The 21,060-nt window shown below is 55.9% G+C and carries 18 protein-coding genes and 1 riboswitch; of the genes, 14 read left to right on the top strand and 4 right to left on the bottom strand.

Annotated features, from left to right (window positions below):
* Position 1: 1 nt before the first annotated feature.
* Positions 2 to 1,492 (bottom strand): NAD(P)H-hydrate dehydratase, encoded by a 1,491-nt coding sequence (locus M0220_RS14515; RefSeq protein ID WP_264018070.1) that lies wholly within the window; start codon positions 1,490 to 1,492, stop codon positions 2 to 4.
* Between the two features lie 94 nt (positions 1,493 to 1,586).
* Between M0220_RS14515 and queG the strand changes: the two genes are divergently transcribed.
* On the top strand, positions 1,587 to 2,699 hold the full coding sequence (gene queG, locus M0220_RS14510; protein WP_264018069.1) for a tRNA epoxyqueuosine(34) reductase QueG: 1,113 nt from the start codon (positions 1,587 to 1,589) through the stop codon (positions 2,697 to 2,699).
* Between the two features lie 31 nt (positions 2,700 to 2,730).
* Here the strand turns inward: queG and orn are convergent, their stop codons facing one another.
* On the bottom strand, positions 2,731 to 3,324 hold the full coding sequence (orn, locus tag M0220_RS14505; RefSeq protein ID WP_030072197.1) for an oligoribonuclease: 594 nt from the start codon (positions 3,322 to 3,324) through the stop codon (positions 2,731 to 2,733).
* Between the two features lie 146 nt (positions 3,325 to 3,470).
* Between orn and rsgA the strand changes: the two genes are divergently transcribed.
* From rsgA to asd, 3 genes are all read left to right on the top strand, one after another.
* Positions 3,471 to 4,490, top strand: a complete 1,020-nt coding sequence (gene rsgA / locus M0220_RS14500; RefSeq protein WP_030072195.1) for a small ribosomal subunit biogenesis GTPase RsgA — start codon at positions 3,471 to 3,473, stop codon at positions 4,488 to 4,490.
* 79 nt (positions 4,491 to 4,569) lie between these two features.
* On the top strand, positions 4,570 to 5,412 hold the full coding sequence (locus M0220_RS14495; RefSeq protein ID WP_264018068.1) for a sulfurtransferase: 843 nt from the start codon (positions 4,570 to 4,572) through the stop codon (positions 5,410 to 5,412).
* Positions 5,413 to 5,422: 10 nt separating this feature from the next.
* Positions 5,423 to 6,256 (top strand): archaetidylserine decarboxylase, encoded by an 834-nt coding sequence (asd, locus tag M0220_RS14490; protein WP_030072191.1) that lies wholly within the window; start codon positions 5,423 to 5,425, stop codon positions 6,254 to 6,256.
* A gap of 14 nt (positions 6,257 to 6,270) precedes the next feature.
* Here asd and epmA read toward each other — a convergent pair whose 3' ends face one another.
* Positions 6,271 to 7,251 carry an EF-P lysine aminoacylase EpmA gene (gene epmA, locus M0220_RS14485; protein ID WP_264018067.1) on the bottom strand — a complete coding sequence of 327 codons (981 nt, stop codon included), beginning with the start codon at positions 7,249 to 7,251 and terminating at the stop codon, positions 6,271 to 6,273.
* Between the two features lie 150 nt (positions 7,252 to 7,401).
* Positions 7,402 to 7,968, bottom strand: coding sequence for an elongation factor P (efp, locus tag M0220_RS14480; RefSeq protein ID WP_030072187.1), 567 nt, complete (start codon positions 7,966 to 7,968; stop codon positions 7,402 to 7,404).
* A gap of 104 nt (positions 7,969 to 8,072) precedes the next feature.
* Here efp and epmB point away from each other — a divergent pair, with 104 nt between their 5' ends.
* The 10 genes from epmB to atzF all read left to right on the top strand — a co-directional run bounded on the left by epmB (position 8,073) and on the right by atzF (position 21,017).
* Positions 8,073 to 9,095, top strand: a complete 1,023-nt coding sequence (gene epmB / locus M0220_RS14475) for an EF-P beta-lysylation protein EpmB (RefSeq protein ID WP_264018066.1) — start codon at positions 8,073 to 8,075, stop codon at positions 9,093 to 9,095.
* Between the two features lie 272 nt (positions 9,096 to 9,367).
* Positions 9,368 to 9,504, top strand: a riboswitch (guanidine-I (ykkC/yxkD leader).
* 58 nt (positions 9,505 to 9,562) lie between these two features.
* The gene (locus M0220_RS14470) at positions 9,563 to 10,651 is read left to right on the top strand and encodes a putative urea ABC transporter substrate-binding protein (RefSeq protein ID WP_030072185.1); all 1,089 of its coding nucleotides are present in this window, start codon (positions 9,563 to 9,565) and stop codon (positions 10,649 to 10,651) included.
* 60 nt (positions 10,652 to 10,711) lie between these two features.
* Positions 10,712 to 11,539, top strand: a complete 828-nt coding sequence (locus M0220_RS14465; protein ID WP_264018065.1) for an ABC transporter permease — start codon at positions 10,712 to 10,714, stop codon at positions 11,537 to 11,539.
* On the top strand, positions 11,536 to 12,330 hold the full coding sequence (locus tag M0220_RS14460; protein ID WP_264018064.1) for an ABC transporter ATP-binding protein: 795 nt from the start codon (positions 11,536 to 11,538) through the stop codon (positions 12,328 to 12,330). Before M0220_RS14465 ends, M0220_RS14460 begins: the two co-directional genes overlap by 4 nt.
* Positions 12,327 to 13,049 (top strand): urea amidolyase associated protein UAAP1, encoded by a 723-nt coding sequence (locus tag M0220_RS14455; RefSeq protein ID WP_264018063.1) that lies wholly within the window; start codon positions 12,327 to 12,329, stop codon positions 13,047 to 13,049. Before M0220_RS14460 ends, M0220_RS14455 begins: the two co-directional genes overlap by 4 nt.
* Before the next feature lie 13 nt (positions 13,050 to 13,062).
* Positions 13,063 to 13,701: an urea amidolyase associated protein UAAP2 gene (locus M0220_RS14450; protein ID WP_030072177.1), complete on the top strand. Its 639-nt coding sequence runs from the start codon at positions 13,063 to 13,065 to the stop codon at positions 13,699 to 13,701.
* A 77-nt stretch (positions 13,702 to 13,778) separates the two neighbouring features.
* On the top strand, positions 13,779 to 17,396 hold the full coding sequence (gene uca / locus M0220_RS14445) for an urea carboxylase (protein WP_264018062.1): 3,618 nt from the start codon (positions 13,779 to 13,781) through the stop codon (positions 17,394 to 17,396).
* Positions 17,393 to 18,472 carry an isopenicillin N synthase family dioxygenase gene (locus M0220_RS14440; protein WP_264018061.1) on the top strand — a complete coding sequence of 360 codons (1,080 nt, stop codon included), beginning with the start codon at positions 17,393 to 17,395 and terminating at the stop codon, positions 18,470 to 18,472. The genes uca and M0220_RS14440 overlap by 4 nt, the downstream gene beginning before the upstream one ends.
* Complete coding sequence (locus tag M0220_RS14435; protein WP_264018060.1) at positions 18,469 to 19,200, top strand: hypothetical protein; 732 nt, start codon at positions 18,469 to 18,471, stop codon at positions 19,198 to 19,200. The genes M0220_RS14440 and M0220_RS14435 overlap by 4 nt, the downstream gene beginning before the upstream one ends.
* Positions 19,197 to 21,017 carry an allophanate hydrolase gene (atzF, locus tag M0220_RS14430; RefSeq protein ID WP_264018059.1) on the top strand — a complete coding sequence of 607 codons (1,821 nt, stop codon included), beginning with the start codon at positions 19,197 to 19,199 and terminating at the stop codon, positions 21,015 to 21,017. The genes M0220_RS14435 and atzF overlap by 4 nt, the downstream gene beginning before the upstream one ends.
* The last annotated feature ends 43 nt before the right edge of the window (positions 21,018 to 21,060 follow it).

Genomic DNA, 21,060 nt, shown 5'->3' with positions numbered 1-21,060 from the left:
TTCACGGGTTAATTAAGACTCGTGCATAGGATGCCAGATCGCTTGCCAGCAGGCCACGTTCACCCGCTGTTTTAACCGCTTCATCACCTGCTTGTGCATGCACCATCACTCCAAGCCATGTGCCGCGCTCTACACTATCGCTCTGAGCAACCAGAGTGCCCAGCATGCCGCTCAGCACGTCCCCCATGCCACCGCTAGCCATACCAGGGTTGCCGTATGGACACACCACAAGTCCACTGGGGCCAGCCACCAAGCTGCCCGCACCTTTTAAGATCACAACGCCGCCCCGGGCCCGCTGAAGTGCACGGACAGCCGCAGGACGATCCGCTTGAATATCCGCAACAGAGCAGCCTAGCAACCGAGCTGCCTCACCGGGGTGCGGTGTTAACACCCAATTATCACGGCGAACATCGGGCCAGCGGCTGGCCAACAGATTTAACGCATCCGCATCAACGATCAACGGTACATCTGACTGCAAGGCCTGTTGTAATATCGCCTGCCCCCAAGCATCTTGCCCAAGGCCAGGTCCTACTACCACCACATCCGCAGCGGGTAACAGGCTCGCGTCAGCTCCGCCACGAATACCATGAGCCATCACCTCTGGGCAACGGACTAAACTTGCGACCACATGCTCGGGTGCGGTTGCCAAACTTACCTTACCGGCCCCTAAGCGCGCAGCAGCTTGCGAAGCCAGCAAGGCAGCGCCACCAAACCCTGGTGCCCCCCCCATTACCAGCACATGCCCTAAGTCACCTTTATGGCTAATACGCGAGCGGGGTGCAAAAGCCTCAGCAAGCAGCTCATCATTTAAACGCCAGGCGGTTGGTGGAATATCAAAAAAGGCCTGGGCTTTAACACCTAGCGGACGAAAATCAATTTCGCCCGTATAGGCAGGCGCATCACCCGTGTGCAGGCCAATTTTGTCGCCTATAAACGTCACTGTGCAGGCTGCCGAAACAGCTAACCCCATCACTGCCCCTGTATCTGCCGAGATTCCAGAGGGAATATCCAGCGCTAACACGGGCTGATGCGACGCATTGATCGCTTCAATCACTTGCCTTATTTCTCCGGCAACGTCACCTGATAGCCCAGTACCCAGTAGTGCATCGACAATCACCTCGCCCACCAGTGTGGTGCTTGGCTGCCACTCATCAAAGCCAACGCCCGCCGCTGACGCGAGTTCAGCAGCACGTGCAACATCACCAGTTAACGTGTCTAAAGGCCTAAGCGAAATGCGCTGCACTTTAAGTCCGGCCTGCATCGCAAGTGCCGCAAGCACGTGGCCATCACCACCATTATTGCCGCTACCACAAAGCACCGTCACACTTCGCGCCTGCGGCCAACGAGAACGAAAGCTGTGCCAGGCACTGGAGGCTGCTCGCTGCATTAAGGCAAAACTTTCAATGCCACCGGCAATCGTACGCCGATCAAGTTCACGCACTTGAGCCGCGGTATAAAGGGGGCGTAGCGAGGAAGTACTTAACGTGGGCACGATCTCTCCTTAATCTAGTTACGGTAGGCGATAGTGTGTTGATAACCACTTATGCGTTAGCATAGCGCGCTTAACGCGCTAACGTTGATTTACCATGCAAAGTTCTACCACCTTTTCACTGTCTAATGATGACCTAACGCGCCTTGCGGAGCTAATCAAAACCTGGGGCCGTGAGCTTGGTTTTCAGCAAGTAGGCATCACAGACACCCAGCTAGCTGATCATGAAGCACACCTGAACAATTGGCTTGCGAAGGGCTATCACGGTGAAATGGGCTTTATGGCGAAGCATGGTACTAAACGTACCCGTCCAGAAGAGCTTGAGCCCGGCACCCAGCGGGTAATCAGCGTGCGTTTAGACTACCTGCCCGCTGACGTAGAAAGCGCAAAAGTGCTTGGCAGGCCTAATCTTGCCTATGTCTCACGCTACGCCCTAGGTCGCGATTATCATAAATTAATGCGCAAACGATTGGCGCAGCTGGCTAAACAGATCGAGCAAGAAGTCGGCGCGTTTGGTTATCGTGCGTTTGTCGACTCTGCGCCTGTTATGGAGCGTGCTTTAGCACAAAAAGCGGGCCTGGGTTGGTTTGGAAAAAACGCGATGCTACTTAACCCCAAGGCGGGTTCGCTATTTTTCCTCGGCGAGCTGTATACCGACTTGCCGCTTCCTATCGATGCACCATTTACTCAGGAACACTGTGGCAGCTGTAGCGCTTGCCGCAGCGCTTGTCCAACGGGTGCCATTGTGGACGACAAAGTCGTTGACTCCCGCAAGTGTATCTCCTATCTCACCATAGAGTTACATGGAGCTATACCGATTGAGTTTCGCCGCGCTATGGGCAATCGTATTTATGGCTGCGATGACTGTCAGCTAGTGTGCCCCTTTACTCGTTTTACCCGCACCACCCAAGAGCGTGATTTTGCACCACGCCATGACCTTGACCGCGCTGACCTTATAAGCCTGTTTGCCTGGGGCGAAGATGAGTTTTTGGATAAAACCGCGGGTAGCCCGATTCGCCGGATTGGCTACGAACGCTGGCTGCGGAATCTCGCCGTTGGCCTGGGCAATGCTCCTTGGAGCCCGGCCGTCGAAGCCGCTTTATGGGCACGCAGGGCTTACCCCAGTGCCCTGGTGCGTGAACATGTTGCCTGGGCGCTTGAGGAGCAGCGCCTCAAGCGCGGTGCGAGGATTGCCACTGATGACGCTTAGCCATCTTTCTCAACCCCTTTTCTAAACCACCTTACTCCTCTTCGTCGGTTACCGTCTCGAGGCGTAAGAATGTGCTGCGATAGTGAGCCAATTCAGCAATCGACTCCTTAATGTCATCCATCGCCAGATGGACATTCTGCTTTTTAAACCCTGCCAAGGCGCCTGGATTCCAGCGCTTTGCCAATTCCTTAACAGTCGACACGTCCAAATTGCGGTAATGGAAGAACGCCCAAAGCGCTGGCATTTCACGCTCTAAAAAACGCCGATCCTGGTGAATACTATTGCCGCACATGGGCGACGAGCCTGACACCACGTAGTGGCGAAGAAAGTCGAGCGTTTGCTGCTCGGCTTCGGCACTGCTCACAGTGCTTGCCTTGACACGCGCTACCAGCCCACTCTCCCCGTGGGTCTTTTGATTCCAGTCATCCATTTGAGCCAGCTGGCTATCTGGCTGTTTCACTGCGATCACAGGGCCTTCCGCTACGACGTTTAAATCAGCATCGGTAATCAGGGTGGCCACCTCGATGATGCGCTCTTTGTTGGGGTCCAGGCCGGTCATCTCCAGGTCTATCCACACCAGCAAATCATCTCGCGGGGAAACGTTGGCAGTAGTTTGTTCGCTCATTACGTTCATTCCTTGGCCAGTATCGCCACTTAAGAGGGCGATTAGAGTAAAAGTATCGCTTATATTGTCATCACCAGCACCCGATACGGGACAGTAGACTGCCCAGGTGGGTACAATGCCACTATTGTACCGAGCATCAGGTGGTCATGAGCAAACGTAAATTAAGTCGCCAGCAACAGTGGCGAGTCGATAAAGTCCAGGCGGAACGTGCTCAACGTGCTGAAAAGCGCGATGTGAAAGACGCTGAAAAACTTGCCGCAGGCGAATATGGGGCCGAGCAACCCGGCCGAGTAATGGCCCACTTCGGGCGCACGTTAGAGGTGCGCGATGCCAATGGCACGCCCGTACGTTGCCATCTTCGCGCCAATTTAGAAGGCTTGGTCACTGGCGACCGGGTGATCTGGCGAGCAGGCCAGGACGGTTCTGGCGTGGTTGTGGCTCGCGAAGAGCGCGACAGCGTGCTTAAGCGCCCAGACCCGCGGGGCCAGTTAAAGCCGGTTGCGGCCAACATCGATCAATTGCTGATCGTATTTGCTGTTGAACCTGCCCCCCACCCCAACCTGATTGACCGCTATCTGGTTGCCGCCGAAGCCACCGGCATTGTCCCCGTGCTGGTACTGAACAAAACTGATCTGCTGCCAGCTGATGGCGGCAAGCTAGGGCAACTGCTTGAGCGCTACCGCTCCCTAGGCTATACCGTGGTTCGTACCACCACGGCCACTGAGACGGGGCTAGATGAGCTGCGCCAGCAGCTTGAAGGGCGAACATCGGTGTTTGTCGGCCAGAGCGGCGTTGGCAAATCATCGTTGATTGACCTGCTACTCCCTGATGAAACCTTGCGCATTGGCGCGCTGTCAGAAGACTCGCGTAAAGGCACCCACACCACCACTACCGCTCGGCTTTATACAATGAGCAGTGATGAGGTGACCAACGGCGAACTAATTGACTCCCCCGGCATTCGTGAATTTGGCCTGATCCACCTTGATGAGCAGGAGGTCACCGAAGGGTTTATCGAATTTCACCCCTTTATCGGACACTGTCGCTTCCGTGATTGCCGTCACCGTAATGAGCCGGGCTGCGCTTTACTTGAAGCTGTCGAGGCAGGCAAGATTCACCCAGAACGTTTTGCCAGCTATCGGCGCATTCTGGATAGCTTAAATGCTTAACTATTACTAACCTCATGCTTTGTATGTGAATTATTTTAGTTAATTGCCCCAGTTAATTATTAAGGATAGGGAGCTATCAATGAGCACCGCTAGCCACTCATCGGAAACCAATCTCCTGCCGCTGATTGTTGAGCCAGAGCAGCTTCAAGAGCACCTGGATGATCCACAACTGCTGATTATTGATGTTCCAGCGAATGGCGATAGTTATCGACAAGGCCATGTACCGGGCGCCATCTACCTTGATTTCCGCTACCTGATGCGCGGCGAAGGGCCAGTGCCTAACGATGTGCCCACCGTTGAGTTCCTTTCACGGCTGTTTAGCGCACTAGGTCTTACTCGCGACACTCACGTCGTCGCCTATGATGATGAAGGCGGTGGCTGGGCGGCACGGCTGCTATGGACATTGGAGTTGATCGGCCATACCCGCTACTCCTATTTGAATGGTGGTATTCATGCGTGGAGAGATGCTGGCCTGGAAGAGAGCTCCGAGGCCGTCGCGCCGACGCCCAGCGACTACCACGCTGAGATTCTAAACCCACAGGTCCTAATCACCTGTGACGAAATCAAGCAAAAGCTTGATGATAAGCAGTTCGCCGTATGGGACGCTCGCTCCAAAGGCGAGTTCGATGGTGAAAGGGGCAATAACAAGCACCTTGGCCATATACCAGGCGCAGTCAATATGGACTGGCTTGACGTCATGGATCGCCACCGCGCTTTACGTATTCGCGACTACGCCGAGCTCGTCACCGAGCTAGGTGCGCTCGGCCTGACACCCGAGATGGAAATTGCCACCCACTGCCAAAGTCATCATCGCAGCAGCTTTACATGGCTTGTTGGTAAAGCGTTAGGCTTTAATATGCGCGGTTACGCTGGCTCTTGGGGCGAGTGGGGCAACCGCGACGACACACCGATTGAGAAGTGAACCTACGACAGTGACTCTATCCCAAAAAGCATTTTCTTTACTTCAGTACCCTCTGCCTCACCACGCGCTGTCGCGCTTGACGGGCAAGGTCGCCCAGTGCGATACCCCATGGGTGAAAGACAGAGTAATTAAGGCTTTCATTAAGCGCTTTAACGTGGATATGAGCCAGGCGTTGGAACCCGACCCCACTGCCTACGCCACCTTTAACGACTTTTTCACCCGGGCCTTAAAAGCCGACGCACGCCCGCTGGGTGAAGGCTTGTTAAGTCCTGCTGATGGCACGCTGTCGCAGTTCGGTCGTTTACAGGCAGGCCAGTTAGTGCAGGCGAAAGGTCACACCTTTTCTGCCCAAACCCTACTGGGAGGCGACAGCACGCTAGCGGAAGAGTTTATGGGCGGCAGTTTTGCGACCGTTTATCTTTCCCCGCGTGATTATCACCGTGTACATATGCCACTCACGGGTACCTTGCGGGAAATGATCTACGTGCCAGGGCGGCTCTTCTCAGTCAATCAAGCCACCGCTAACTACGTGCCAGGGCTGTTTGCTCGTAACGAGCGTTTAGTGTGCATTTTCGATACCGAGCACGGCCCGATGGCGATGGTATTGGTCGGCGCAATGATTGTAGCGGCTATCGAGACAGTCTGGTCAGGCCAGGTAACACCGCTTTCCGGCCACCCACAGCGCATGCGTTTCGGGCAGCCAATCACGCTTGAAAAAGGTGCCGAAATGGGTCGTTTCAAGCTCGGTTCCACGGTAGTGATGTGCTTTGCCAAGCCGGTAGCTTTTGAAGATAATCCGCTCGGCTCCAGCGTACAGATGGGCCAAACATTGGGAACGCCTTAAAAGCTAAGCAGCCGCTAGCAATTAGGTGTTGAAAAGGTAAGCACGTCTTCCAGGCGTGCTTTGCCTAACGCCAGTTGAATCAGACGATCCACTCCCAGCGCCACGCCTGCACTTGCAGGCATTCCGTGTTCAAGTGCCGCCAGCAAACATTCATCACAGTCCACTTCAGGCAGCCCCAAACGGCGGCGCTCGGCGTTATCTTCGCTGAACCGCAGCCGCTGTTCCTCAGCATCGATCAACTCATCATAGCCATTTGCCAGCTCAAGACCATTGAGATAAAGCTCAAAACGAGAGGCCATCCACTCGCCGTCCGCATCCTGATGGCGGCGCGCCAAAGCGGCTTGGCTGGCAGGGTAGTCGACTACAACGCTTAACTCGTTTTGACCAAGCGTCGGCTCAATTACCATGCTCATTAACAGGTCAAGACAAGTATCACGACCCTCCTCTGCTAGCGCATGCGCTGGCATTTGGCCACGCTCTGCGGCTAAAGCACGCAAGTTATCTAGAGACGTCGTGAATGGATCAACTGACAAGTAGGTGTGAAACAGCTCTCGGTAACGATGATATACCACCGGGCCTGCAAAGCTCGGCAGTATCGTGGCAACCAGGGTAGTGGTTTCGTCAATCAGCTCGGCCAAAGAAAACCCTGGCCGATACCACTCAAGCATGGTGAACTCGATATTATGGCGGCTGCCAATTTCACCGTCGCGGAAACTCTTAGCAAGTTGAAAAATCGGCCCACTGCCCGCTGCTAACAAACGTTTCATATGGAACTCAGGCGACGTTTGCAGCCATAGCCTGCGCTGGCCTTTATCGGTGCGCGCTAGTGTAGCAAGCGATACAAGGTGCACATCGGTACTACCGCCCTGCCCCAACACTGGTGTTTCTACCTCCAGCACACCGCGCTCAACAAAAAAAGCACGCACGGCGGCCATTAAGCGTGCCCGCTCACGCAGCGTTTCAATACTTGCCGTTGGCTGCCAGTTAGCCGTCATTGACTCTCTCCTAACGTTATAAAGCCACGCGTGTCATCGCGTGGCTTTATAAAACAGTTGCGTTGGCGGCTAACTTACCACCGGACATTCAAACAGCGCTTATGCTCTAGAAACGCTTATGCTCTAGAAACGCTTATGCTCTAGAAACACTTACGCTCTAGAAACATAGTCACCAGAGCGCGTATCAATTTTCAGTACTTCGCCCTGATTGATAAACAGCGGTACGCGCACCACAGCACCCGATGACAGCGTTGCAGGCTTGGAACCACCCTGGGCAGTATCACCTTTCAAACCTGGGTCAGTCTCAACCACTTCCAGTTCAATGAAGTTGGGCGGCGTCACGGAAATCGCCTTATCGTTCCACAGGGTAATAATATAAGGCACCTGCTCCTTAAGCCATTTTGCAGTATCACCCAAGGCTTTCTTTTCAACAGCGTACTGCTCGAAGGAACCATCGGTCTTCATGAAATACCACATGTCACCATCGGTGTAGAGATATTCCATCTCTAAATCCATGACATCAGCCCCTTCCAGCGAGTCACCAGACTTAAACGTCCGCTCACCGACACGACCGGTCATCAGGTTACGCAGCTTAACGCGGTTAAACGCTTGGCCCTTACCTGGTTTAACCAGCTCGTTCTCAACGATTGAGCAGGGGTCGCCATCGAGCATTACTTTCAGACCGCCTTTGAATTCATTGGTAGAATAGTTCGCCATAATGCCTCTCAATGTTTTATTTCAGTAGCGTAATGCGCGAAGCCACGCTTCGCTAGATCGTTCTTTGAATAAGTGCGCGCATGATAACCCGAAGGAGGACTTTTTTGCAGGAGAACATCATTATTGCTGGTCAGCACACCTCAGGCCAGCCGACTGCCTCATGGCAACAGCAGCTTTCCCGAGCAATCCGCGACCCTGCTGTCCTTTGCCAACGCCTAGGCTTGAGCGATCAGTGGTTAGCCGGTGCAGATGCAGGCCATCAGCTGTTTGAGATCTGTGTGCCTGAAGCATATCTGGCGCGTATCCCCCCCAACGCACCGGATGACCCGCTGCTGCGCCAAGTACTTCCCCTTGGCGATGAAACGCTAACCCAACCCGGTTACGTTACCGACCCCCTTGAAGAAGCCGATCATCAACCCGTGAAAGGGCTGATTCATAAGTATGCAAACCGCGTACTGCTAATCGCCAGTCCCGCCTGTGCGATTAACTGCCGCTACTGTTTTCGTCGTCACTTTCCCTATAGCGAAAGCTCGCCTTCCAGAAGCCAGTGGCATGCCGCGCTTGACTATCTGCAAGCCGACAACACTATTCAGGAAGCCATTCTCTCTGGTGGCGATCCACTGGCTGCCAGCGACCGACAGTTAGCGTGGCTTGTCGAGCAGCTCGACACTATTGTGCATCTTAAGCGGCTGCGCATACACACGCGGCTACCCGTCGTCATACCGGACCGTGTTGATAACGCGTTATTGGATTGGCTCTCAAACACCCGCTTACAAAAAGTAGTCGTACTGCATATCAACCACCCTAACGAAATAGACCAAGCGGTCGTTGATGCCTGTGCACGCTTAAAGCAGGTAGGCGTCACACTGCTAAACCAAAGCGTGTTGCTACGAGGCATCAACGATAACGTTAGCACCCTGGCAGCACTCTCTGAGCGCCTTTTTGACGCGGGGGTGCTGCCTTACTACCTGCATGTGGTCGACCCCGTGCAAGGTGCCGCCCACTTTGATGTCCCCGATTCAGAAGCTAAAACGCTCGTTAGCCAGTTGCTTGAACACTTGCCCGGCTTCTTGATGCCCCGCTTGGTGCGCGAAGTGCCCGGCAGAGCCAGCAAGACACCGCTGTGATACCCACGTTCGCGCCCAATAGCCCCCCAGCAAGGGCGCTTACGACAAAACACACGCGTGCTAAATCAGTGCAATCATCGCCTCGCGCGCACCATTACTAAGCAGTTAACGCGGCAGCACTACTGCCAGGGCGAGCATCAATTCCAGCCAACTTCATGAAATCAAAAGCATTAAACCTAATCGGCCGCAATTTTGCTTTCTATATATAAGTAACAAAGTAGATAGGTAATAAACGGGGTATCGGCTGCGTAGGCTGCCACACAATTGAGTTTCCAATAGATCGCTAGGGTTCCGACGCCATCAATGTTATGCCCCTGATGACGTGACTGGTCCAAGAGCAATCGACCTTGCACTTACTGATTGAAAGCGGTAAAGCAAGGTTACACGGCGGGACAAAAGCCCGGGAGGATAAGGTGCAGCCATGCGCCGACGCCCCCGAGTTTTTCTTCTAGCCGCTGGAGGCTTCTATGACCCGTCTCTCTCGTATTTCTCTAAAAAACTTACCGTTCGCTTCGCTACCTGCCGCGCTTCTGGCTGCTAGCCTTACCTCTCCGATGACGGTCACGCCCGCCCAGGCTCAAGAGCGCGATGAATTCAGCGTTTGCTGGTCTATTTATGCCGGCTGGATGCCCTGGGCCTATGCCGACGTTGAAGGCGTAGTGGATAGGTGGGCCGACGAATACGGCATAAGTATCGATGTGGTGCAAGTCAACGACTATGTCGAGTCGATCAATCAATTTACCTCGGGTAACGTTGACGGCTGTGCGATGACGAATATGGACGCACTGACGATCCCCTCTGCCAGCGGCGTCGACTCTACAGCACTCATTATTAACGACTACTCAAACGGTAACGATGGCATTGTGCTAAAAGGCAGCGATGACCTCGCCGACATTGAAGGTCGCCGGGTTAACCTTGTCCAGTTTAGCGTTTCCCATTACTTCCTTGCTCGCGCCCTTGAAAGTGTCGGCCTTACCGAACGCGACATTGAAACGGTCAACACGTCAGATGCTGACATTGTGGGGCTGTTTTCCAGCAGCACCACGGAGGCAGTGGCCGCCTGGAACCCGCAGTTAAGCGCTATTGCTGACATGCCTGACAGCCACGTGGTGTATACCTCAGCGGAAATTCCTGGGGAAATTCTCGACATGATGGTCGTCAACACCCAAACCCTGGCGGATAACCCGTCGCTTGGCCATGCACTGGTCGGCGCTTGGTATGAAGTCATGGGTTTGATTGAAGCTGATGATGAACATGCGCTCACCATCATGGCGGATGCGGCAGGCACTAACGTCGAAGGCTACCGGCAACAGCTTGCGGCCACATACCTGTATACCGATCCTGCACAAGCCATCGAACTCATGGAAAGCCCCGAGTTGCTCGATACGATGGAGCGAGTAGCCGAGTTTAGCTTTACTCATGGCCTGCTCGGCGATATGGCACCCAATGCTGGCGTAGTCGGCATTACCACCCCCGCCGGCACCTTTGGCGATGAGAGCAATGTAAAGCTGCGCTTTGACCCAAGCTTTACCCAAGCATATCTCGACGCTCAGTAATACGCGTCATGGGAGTGGCGAGCGCCACTCCCCCTGCTCTCATTTTGTGTGGACACCGCCATGAAGCGATTAATTAACCTAACGCCCTCACGGGGTAGCCGCTGGCTTTTAGGCTTACTGCCTTTTTTGCTACTGGCGATGCTCTATATGAGCCTATCCAACGCAAGACTGGCGGAAAACCCCAACGACCGCCTACTGCCCACGCCTTCAACGATGGCGAGCTCCTTTTACCACTTAGCCACTGCTGAGAACGTTCGCACCGGCCAGATTGTGCTGTGGACAGACACCTTTGCCAGCCTGGAACGCATTGTGATTGGTGTTGGTATCAGTGCGTTGATTGGCTTAATCGTGGGCATCTTGAACGGCGGTCTACCCATCGTGAGAGCCAAACTTTCGCCCTTGGTCACCGTCGCCTCACTGATTCCGCCGATGGCCATCCTGCCCATTCTGTTTATTGCCTTTGGTACCGGCGAGGCCGCTAAAATTGCGCTGATCGTGATTGGGGTAACGCCCTTTCTTATTCGTGACCTTCAGGGCCACGCTTTACGACTGCCCGATGAACAGTTAATTAAAGCGCAAACCCTGGGTGCCAGTTCCTGGCAGGTGCTGTTAAGAGTGTTACTGCCTCAGCTGACGCCGCGCCTGCTCAACGCGACCCGCTTGGCGCTGGGCACCGCCTGGCTTTTTTTGATCGCCGCCGAAGCGATTGCTGCACAAGAAGGCCTTGGCTACCGCATTTTTCTGGTCCGTCGTTACCTCTCCATGGACGTCATTCTGCCCTACGTAGCGTGGATAACGCTGCTGGCCTTTCTGCTTGACCAACTGCTGGCCTGGGTGTCGCGCCTAGCCTTTCCCTGGTACCACGCAGGTGAAGGAGATAAATCATGAGCCTGCTCGCTGCCAAACGGCTAGAGAAGCACTACGGTAACCATGTGGTGCTCGAAAATCTTAATTTTAGCGTCGAGCCTGGAGAGTTCGTCACCCTGGTCGGTGCCTCTGGCTGCGGGAAAACCACCTTTCTTAAAATGCTGCTGGGCACAGAAGCAACGTCGCGGGGCAGCTTAATGCTGGATGATAAGCCCATTCCCAACGAGCCAGGCCCCGACCGAGGCGTTGTTTTTCAGAAATATTCTGTCTTTCCCCATCTCACCGTGCTTGGCAACGTCATGATTGCCGATGAGCTACACAGCGCCAAGTTATTGGGGAAAAGCTTTGGTACCGCCAAACGCCGCGCTATTGAAAAGGCACGCGCCCGCATCGACGAAGTTGGCCTGAGCCACGCGTTAAACAAATACCCCCACGAGCTTTCCGGCGGTATGCAGCAGCGCTTAGCCATCGCTCAAGCGCTGATGATGCGGCCACGCATTTTATTACTCGATGAACCTTTTGGCGCGCTTGACCCAGGTATTCGCCAGGACATGCACGGGCTCATCAACCGCTTGTGGCAAGAGCAGCAGCTCACGATTTTTATGATCACTCACGACCTTAAAGAAGCCTTTGAACTAGGCACCCGGCTGTGGGTATTCGACAAAACCCGCCACGACCCCCAAGCCCCAGAAGCGTTTGGTGCCACGATTACCTATGACTTGCCTATCTCCCGAGACCGCCCTTCAACCGCTCTCAAAGAAGCGCTTCAACAAGGCGGCCTGCAAACCCACACCCAGGAGACGCTGCTATGAAGAGCGACGCTCATTACACCACTGTTTTACCCGGTGGGCATCACTGGTCGCTGCGCCTGCGCCGGGGTACCACGCTCACCCTAACCGCTCAACAGGCCGACAGTAACGTGGGGCTTTTATGCTACAACCCGGAAAACCTGTTGGAACGGCTAAATTTGCCCGACACCTTGAAGTGTCAGCACACTTTTAAGCTTACCCAAGGGCACTGCCTTTACTCGGATATGGGGCGTATTTTTGCCTCTATTACGCAAGACAGCCTGGGTTGGCATGACAGCGTCGGCGGTAACCTGATGCCCCATCATCTGTTAAAGAAGGGCTGGCAACCGGTGAGCTATCAGCAGGCGCACAACGACTGGACCCGCACCGGCTTTGACGCCTTTTTAGTAGAACTCGCCAAGTACGGGCTGGGCCGTCGGGATATGGCCGCCAACCTTAATCTCTTTTCCCGGGTAGAGAGCGACGATGAGGGAAAACTGCGCTATATCAGCGGCCACTGCCAGCCAGGTAGTCGGGTCACGCTGCGCATGGAGATGGACACGCTGGTACTGCTTCACACCTGCCCCCACCCACTTGACCCCAGCGCCAACTACCCCCGTCGCGGTGTAGACATCGCACTCGGCACCGCCGAACCGCCCACAGAAGATGACCCTTGCTACGTGTCACGCCCCGAAAACGCACGCGGCTTTGCCAATAACCGCCTTTACCACCTCGGCCTATAAGGGGAAACGCCCAATGATTATTGAAAGCACTCTGCGCCCCGAAAACGCCTTAACCCGCACCACGGTCAACGCAGGCGACCATTACATTGGTACCGTGAAGCGCGGCCAAACCCTGCGCATTCTCGACCTAGAAGGCAACCAGGCCGCCGACACGCTATTTTTTAGCGCTGAAGATACCAGCGAGCGCTATAGCGCCATGGACACCGTGCGCGAACAGGGCGCGGTCTACCTCACCGCCGGCACCACACTCATGTCGAGCGAAGGGCGAGGCATGCTAACCATTACCGCCGACACCTGCGGTCGCCACGACACCTTAGGCGGCGCCTGCGCCAGCGAAAGCAATACCGTGCGCTACGATCTGGAAAAACGCCACATGCACTCCTGCCGAGACAACTGGATGCAGGCCATTGCCAACTTTCCAGAATACGGCCTGACCAAGCGGGACATCACTCACAACATCAACTTTTTTATGAACGTGCCCGTTACCGCTGACGGCAAACTGACCTTTGAAGATGGTATCTCCGCCCCAGGCAAATACGTTGAGATGGTCGCTGAGATGGATGTCATTGTGCTGGTCTCCAACTGCCCCCAGCTCAACAACCCCTGCAACGGCTACAACCCCACGCCCATTGAGCTGTTGGTTTGGCAGTAAGCGACTCGCCCTAGGGACGACCCTAGATGGCCAAACAACCTGCGGGACGACCCGCCCTTGTTTGCAGGCAACCTCACATGTTTAGCAAAGTACTTATTGCCAATCGCGGTGCTATTGCCGCACGCATTTTACGCACGCTAAAAGCACTGAATGTTGGCAGCGTGGTGGTTTATGCCGATGCCGACCGCGACGCCCCCTACGTCCACCAGGCCGATGAAGCCTATTCGCTTGGCGCGGGCCCGGCTTGCGATACCTATCTCAACATCGGCAAGCTGATCGCCATTGCCAAGCAAAGCGGTGCCCAAGCGGTGCATCCCGGCTATGGTTTTCTGTCTGAAAACACGCGTTTTATTACCGCCTGCGACGCCGCTGGGCTAATCTTTTTAGGCCCTACCGCGGAGCAGATTGAGCAGTTCGGTTTAAAGCACCAAGCCCGCGCCATTGCCAAGCAGGCTGGAGTACCGTTGGTACCCGGCTCAGCGCTGCTCTCAAGCATTGACGACGCCCTTAGCAACGCCGAGCAAATTGGCTATCCTGTGATGCTCAAATCCACCGCAGGCGGTGGTGGTATTGGTATGCAGATATGCCAAACCCCCGCCGAACTTGAGCGCGCCTTTGATTCGGTAAAAGGCCTGAGCGAGCGTAACTTTGGCGATGGTGGCGTGTTTCTCGAAGCCTATATTGCTAGTGCCCGCCATCTGGAAGTACAGCTCTTCGGTGATGGCAACGGCAGCGTAGTGGCAATTGGCGAGCGGGACTGCTCTACCCAGCGCCGCCACCAAAAGGTACTGGAAGAGTGCCCTGCGCCTAACTTGCCAGAAACAGTGCGCAGCGCACTACACGCTACCGCCGTCACGTTGGGTAAGGCAGTTAATTATCGCAGTGCCGGCACCGTTGAGTTTATCTACGACACCCAGCGCCAGGCCTTCTATTTTCTAGAAGTAAACACCCGGCTCCAAGTGGAGCACGGCGTGACAGAGATGGTGTATGGCATTGATATTGTTGAATGGATGGTGCGCCTAGGGGCAGATCAACTTCATCCGCTTGCCACGCTGACCCAGCAGCTCACGCCTCACGGTCACGCGGTACAGGCGCGCTTGTACGCCGAAGACCCTGCCCATGATTTTCGCCCCAGCGCCGGGCTGCTCACCGAGGTGAACTTTCCGCACGCAGAGGGCTTGCGTATCGACCACGCCTTGGAAGCTGGGCTGGAAATCTCAGCGCTCTTTGACCCCATGCTGGCCAAAGTTATTGTTCATGGCTCAAGTCGCCAGGCGGCTATCGACCAGTTAGCCGGTACGCTGGACAACGCCAGCGTTTACGGCATTACCACCAACCGAACTTGGCTTGCCCATGTACTGCGCGCCGAGCGTTTTCAGCGTGCTGACCTGGACACCCACTGGCTGACAACCCTTGACTGGGCACCGCCAGCCATTGAAGTTATCGCCCCCGGCACGTTAACCACTCTTCAGGATTTCCCCGGTCGACAGGGTCATTGGGATGTCGGCGTTCCGCCCTCTGGCCCCTTCGACGACTGGTCGTTTCGGCTTGGCAACCGCCTGCTGGATAACCCAGTCGAAGCCGCCGGGCTTGAAATCACCCTGACCGGCCCGACGCTGCGCTTTCATCGTGCCAGCCAAATTGTGCTAACGGGTGCCCAAATGCCCGCCACGCTGGATGGTCAAACGGTCGCCTTCTGGCAAGTGCTAGATATCGCCGCCGGTTCTACCCTGACACTAGGCAAAGCCACTACGGGCACCCGCACTTACCTGCTGGTACGTGGCGGCATTCAGTGCCCCCACTACCTGGGCTCGCGCAGCACCTTCACCCTGGGCCAGTTTGGCGGCCACGGCGGGCGCGCTTTGCGCAGCGGCGACATGCTCGACCTGCCACCGCTTGATCCCACATCGGCGGTTAAGCTGGAAGAGGCGCTAATTCCCACCTTCGGCGATCAAGACGGCGGTAAGACATGGCAGGTAGCCGTACTTTACGGCCCCCACGGCGCGCCGGACTTTTTCACCGATAACGATGTTGAGCGCTTTTTTGATCACCACTGGGAGGTTCACTATAACTCCAGCCGCACAGGCGTACGGCTGATCGGCCCCCGTCCCGAGTGGGCCAGAGCCGACGGTGGCGAGGCGGGCTTACACCCCTCTAATATTCATGACAACGCTTACGCCTTTGGCGCCATCGACTTTACCGGCGATATGCCGGTCATTCTTGGCCCTGACGGCCCCTCCCTAGGCGGCTTTGTTTGCCCAGCGACGGTAATCCGCGCCGAACGCTGGAAGTTAGGCCAGCTCAGCGCGGGTGACAAAGTACGCTTTGTGCCAGTAAGCCTTGCCACGGCGCGCGCACTCGAAGATCGCCAGCTCGCCGAGCTTGAAGCACTTGCTGCTCAGCCAAACCAACCGTGCATTGATGAAGAGCGCGACAGCCCCGTTTTGCGCGACGTGCCCGCCGAACAGGCCGGTGAACGGATTGTTTACCGCCGTGCTGGGGATGACTTCCTGCTTATCGAGTTTGGCGCGATGGAACTGGATATCGCGCTGCGCTTTCGTGTCCATGCCTGGATGCTGTGGCTGCAGGAGCACTCACTACCCGGCCTACGGGAATTAACCCCTGGTATCCGTTCGCTGCAAGTGCATTACGAGCCGCGTGAGCTGAGCCTTGATGAGTTGCTCGCCCACCTGCTCACCGCAGAGCAGGCCCTCGTCGACGTGGAGTCACTGGAAGTTGCCTCTCGGGTGGTGCATTTACCCCTCTCCTGGGATGACCCCTCCTGCCAGGAAGCCATCGATAAATACCAGCGCAGCGTGCGCCCGGACGCCCCCTGGTGCCCCAGCAACCTGGACTTTATTCGCCGCATTAACGCTCTTGAAAGTGAACAGGCCGTGCGCGATATCGTTTTCAATGCCCGCTACCTAGTGATGGGCTTGGGCGACGTGTATCTGGGAGCCCCCGTCGCCACACCGCTGGATCCTCGCCAGCGTCTTGTGACTACCAAATACAACCCCGCCCGCACCTGGACAGCAGAAAACTCTGTTGGCATTGGCGGCGCGTATTTATGTGTTTATGGCATGGAAGGCCCTGGTGGCTACCAGTTTGTCGGCCGCACGCTGCAGATGTGGAACCGCTACCGCACAACAGCACACTTTGAAAATCCTTGGCTTCTGCGCTTTTTTGACCAGCTGCGTTTTTATGAGGTCAGCCACGACGAGCTTGAACAAATCCGCCGCGACTTTCCCCACGGGCGTTTTGAGCTACCAGTTGAAACGACTCACTTCCGTTTAGCGGATTACCAAGCCGATATCGACAAAAACGCCGCTGACATTGAGGCTTTTCGCAGCAAACGCGAAGCCGCTTTCCAGGCAGAGATGGCCGATTGGCGCGCCAATGGGCAGTTCACCTTTGAAGACCAAACACCGCAAAGTGCCGAGGTAACCGCGTTAAATGATAACGAGCTAGGCATAGAAAGCCCTGTCACCGGTAGCCTGTGGAAACTGCTTATCCAAGAGGGTGAGCAGGTCAGTGCTGGCCAAGCAGTGGCCCTGGTAGAATCTATGAAGATGGAAGTGGAGATCACCTCTCACTGTGCAGGCCGAGTGGTTAGGCTACCGCTAAGCGAAGGCGCTTCAGTTGCGCCTGGGCAGCCGCTGGTAGTGATCACTGATAGCGAGGAGGCAAGCTCATGAGCCCGCTTCCCGCCGATCCGCGCCTAGCCGACTTCCAAACCATTCCCGTGATCGATATTGACCCTTTACTGCATGGCAATGCCGCCGCGCGTCGAGCCGTTGCCAACGCCCTTGGCCGCGCTGCGCGCGAGGTTGGCTTCTTTCAAATGGTTGGGCACGGTATTGATGATTCGCTGCGTCATGGGCTGATCACACAAGCCAAGCGCTTCTTTGCCCAGTCAACAGACGCCAAGATGCAGCGCTATATAGGCCATTATCATCACCATCGTGGCTATGTACCACCCGGTGAAGAGTCTCCTGACCCCACAAAACCCGACATGAAAGAAGCGTTTGACCTCGCCTTTGAGTTACCCGAAAACGATCCCGACGTTGTGGCTGGCACCCCACTCCTTGGCCCTAACCCCTGGCCAGCGCTTGACGGTTTCCGAGCGCCAGTGGCCGCCTATTACGATGCCGTCTACCAGGTGGGCCGCGCACTAATGGGCGGCTTTGCCCTGGCATTAGGGCTGGAAGAGCAGCAGCTGCTGCGCCATGTCACCAAACCGCCCAGCCAGCTGCGCCTGATTCACTACCCTTACAACCCTGATGCACAAGACACCCAAGGCATTGGCGCGCATACCGACTACGAGTGCTTCACTCTGTTGCTACCCACGGCGCCAGGGCTGGAAGTGATGAACGGTGCTGGGGAGTGGATCGACGTGCCGTTTCGCGAGGATGCCTTAGTGGTGAATATTGGCGATATGCTGGAAATATGGAGCAATGGAGAGTTTGTGGCAACGTCCCACCGGGTGCGCAAGGTAAAAGAAGAACGCTACTCGTTTCCGCTGTTTTTCGCCTGCGATTACCATACTGAGGTCGCGCCGCTACCTGCATTAGTCAAGCGCCATGGCCAGGCTAACTATGCGTCGCTAAAAGCAGGCGACCACCTTTACGCGCAAACCATCCAAACTTTCCGCTACCTGCGTGAGCGTCTAGCAAAAGGCGACATCACACTCCCAGAGGGCGCTCGTGAAGTCGGTAGCCTAGGCCAGCACGGCAAGCACAAAGAGCAGCAAAACGAGGTGCCAAAGCGATGAGCGCTCTACTACCAGCAGTTGCCAATCGCTATCGAGGCGTTTGGCAGCGAACGCTATATGCCGAGCCAGCCACGTCACCCTACCAACAGGCCGATACTATCTCACGGGTTTTCTGGCTGCAGGGCCAGTACTGGCATGCCGACCTGCGCTTACCGGCAACGCTACCTGATTTTTCGGGCATCACGTGCTTAACCTCATGCGACCACGCCCAGCTTGAATGGCTAGCAAGCCTTAGCGCTTTTGCAGGCATTACCCAGATTGAAGGCGAACTGTGTACGTGGCATCGCTATCAGGATCTTTGCCCTGGCTTAGAGCGGGATGTGGGCCTACTGCGCTGGATTGACGATGACACGCTGGAAGAGCGCCATCCTACCGGGCGCTATGTGGAGCACTGGCAACGGCTTACTAGCGACATCCCCAATGAGACAGTGCGCACCGACGAACGGGGGCAACTTTGCTGGCTGCAGCTTGGCGACTACGCCATGGCGATTACCCCACGCCCCGCAAACATACGTGCAGATACCTTGTTTACGCCTTTAAACCGCTTAGCTGATGAGACTCTGCGCTGGCGCGCTAGCCTGTGTTTTGACTTCTTACAGCGCACCCAGGCGGGTTGGCAAGTTGTGCTTTCTACGCAGCCTTGGCGAGAAGGTTGGAAATATGACAACGGTATCAACCTACCCCACCCTTCGCGCGTCATACAAGCCTCATTAAGGAACCCACAATGACACTTCCGATTTCACTCGATATTGCTAGCCTACACACCGCCTATCGCAGCGGTGAATTAACGCCGTCTGACCTAATCGATCAATTACTGGCAGCGGCTGACGCCTATGGCCACGATGCGGCTTGGATTACCCGTTTAACCCGTGAACAGTTAGCACCTTACCTGCAGCGCCTAGAAGGCGAATCACCTGAGTCATTGCCGCTATACGGCATCCCTTTTGCGATTAAAGACAACATTGATCTTGCGGATATACCGACAACAGCAGGCAGCCCAGCATTTGCCTATACGCCATCAGAAAGTGCGTTTGTGGTACAGCAGTTAATCGCTGCAGGCGCTATCCCCTTGGGCAAAACTAACTTAGATCAGTTTGCGACTGGCTTAGTGGGCGAGCGGGCGCTGGAGGTTTATGGCACGCCCGCTAATGCCTTTGATCCCACCTTAGTGCCGGGTGGTTCCAGCAGCGGCTCGGCAGTGGTGACGGCGGCGGGCATGGTCAGCTTTGCACTGGGCACCGACACGGCCGGTTCTGGACGGGTGCCCGCCTGCTTCCACAACCTTTATGGTGTTAAACCCAGCCTCGGGCTGCTTAGCACCCGCGGCGTCGTGCCCGCCTGCGCCACTCTGGATACGATCAGCCTATTTACGCTTACCGCCGACGATGCGGCCAACGTGCTCGGCATTACCGCCGCTTATGATGATCAGTGCGCCTGGTCAAAACGCGTTGACTTTGCCATTCACGGTAAGCGTTATGGCAAAGCACCGGCAGCGTTCCGCTTTGGCGTGCCGCTAGAAGCGCAGTGGCAAACCGATGCTGCGTATACCCAGGGTATGCACCTAGCAATTGCAGAGTTGGAAGCTATTGGCGGTGAAAAAGTCGAGCTAGACTGTTCACCCTTATTGGCAGCAGCGCGCTTACTTTACGAAGGACCTTGGGTCGCTGAGCGCTATCATGTGATTCGTGAGCTGATGCAGAGCCACCCCGATGCCGTGCATCCCGTCACCTTCCAAATCACCCAGGGGGGAGCAACACCGCTGGCGGTGGATGCGTTTGATGCGCGCTATCAACTTGCTGAGTACAAACGCCAAGCCGACGCGTTAATCCGCCACGTGGATGTCATGCTTTCCCCCACGACCGTCACGCACCCTAGCAAAGCAGAGGTAGCGGCAGACCCTATTGGCGTAAACTCGCGCCTGGGCACCTGGACCAACTTTATGAACTTGCTCGACTACAGCGCGCTTGCCGTGCCCGTCGGCTTTAGCGAGCGCGGCCTACCCATTGGCGTCACCCTGTTTGGTCAAGCATTGGCTGATTTGGAGTTACTCTCCCTCGCTCGCGCCCTTGAACAGCGCCTTATGCTGCCGTTAGGCGCCACCGACCACCCGCACCCGCCATTAGCGGAGCTCTCCATCGCCGCCCAAGATGGCAGCATGGAACTGGTGGTATGCGGTGCACACCTAAAGGGCTTAGCGCTTAACCACCAGTTGACCCAGCGGGGCGGCACCTTGGTCAGCGTCACCCACAGCGCACCGCGCTATAAACTGTTTGCACTGGCGGGCGGGCCCCCTAAACGCCCTGCAATGCTACGTGATGACAATGGCCAAGCCATTGAAGTGGAGGTTTGGCGCCTGCCTATCGAAACCCTCGGTAGCTTCTTGGCAGGTATTTCCGCCCCGCTCGGCTTAGGTCAAGTAGAACTTGCCGACGGCAGCTGGAAATGCGGCTTTATCTGCACCGCAGGCGCGCTCAATGAAGGCGGAGAAGCAGAGGAGATCACTCAGTTTGGCGGCTGGCGGGGGTGGTTGGCGAGCCAAGCATAACGCTGACTAGCAGGTTCATGCAGGCACATGGTGCCAACGGGCC

The organism is Halomonas qinghailakensis (genome assembly GCF_025820815.1).
In the GTDB taxonomy this organism is placed as follows: Bacteria; Pseudomonadota; Gammaproteobacteria; order Pseudomonadales; family Halomonadaceae; genus Vreelandella; species Vreelandella qaidamensis.
This window is presented reverse-complemented; position numbering and strand designations above follow the sequence as displayed.

What these genes read in the sequence shown, in the direction of transcription:
- queG (WP_264018069.1), top strand. Translation starts at nt 1,587, where the DNA reads ATGCAAAGTTCTACCACCTTTTCACTGTCTAATGATGACCTAACGCGC.
- orn (WP_030072197.1), bottom strand. Translation starts at nt 3,324, where the DNA reads ATGAGCGAACAAACTACTGCCAACGTTTCCCCGCGAGATGATTTGCTG.
- rsgA (WP_030072195.1), top strand. Translation starts at nt 3,471, where the DNA reads ATGAGCAAACGTAAATTAAGTCGCCAGCAACAGTGGCGAGTCGATAAA.
- M0220_RS14495 (WP_264018068.1), top strand. Translation starts at nt 4,570, where the DNA reads ATGAGCACCGCTAGCCACTCATCGGAAACCAATCTCCTGCCGCTGATT.
- epmA (WP_264018067.1), bottom strand. Translation starts at nt 7,251, where the DNA reads ATGACGGCTAACTGGCAGCCAACGGCAAGTATTGAAACGCTGCGTGAG.
- efp (WP_030072187.1), bottom strand. Translation starts at nt 7,968, where the DNA reads ATGGCGAACTATTCTACCAATGAATTCAAAGGCGGTCTGAAAGTAATG.
- M0220_RS14470 (WP_030072185.1), top strand. Translation starts at nt 9,563, where the DNA reads ATGACCCGTCTCTCTCGTATTTCTCTAAAAAACTTACCGTTCGCTTCG.
- M0220_RS14465 (WP_264018065.1), top strand. Translation starts at nt 10,712, where the DNA reads ATGAAGCGATTAATTAACCTAACGCCCTCACGGGGTAGCCGCTGGCTT.
- M0220_RS14460 (WP_264018064.1), top strand. Translation starts at nt 11,536, where the DNA reads ATGAGCCTGCTCGCTGCCAAACGGCTAGAGAAGCACTACGGTAACCAT.
- M0220_RS14455 (WP_264018063.1), top strand. Translation starts at nt 12,327, where the DNA reads ATGAAGAGCGACGCTCATTACACCACTGTTTTACCCGGTGGGCATCAC.
- M0220_RS14450 (WP_030072177.1), top strand. Translation starts at nt 13,063, where the DNA reads ATGATTATTGAAAGCACTCTGCGCCCCGAAAACGCCTTAACCCGCACC.
- uca (WP_264018062.1), top strand. Translation starts at nt 13,779, where the DNA reads ATGTTTAGCAAAGTACTTATTGCCAATCGCGGTGCTATTGCCGCACGC.
- M0220_RS14440 (WP_264018061.1), top strand. Translation starts at nt 17,393, where the DNA reads ATGAGCCCGCTTCCCGCCGATCCGCGCCTAGCCGACTTCCAAACCATT.
- M0220_RS14435 (WP_264018060.1), top strand. Translation starts at nt 18,469, where the DNA reads ATGAGCGCTCTACTACCAGCAGTTGCCAATCGCTATCGAGGCGTTTGG.
- atzF (WP_264018059.1), top strand. Translation starts at nt 19,197, where the DNA reads ATGACACTTCCGATTTCACTCGATATTGCTAGCCTACACACCGCCTAT.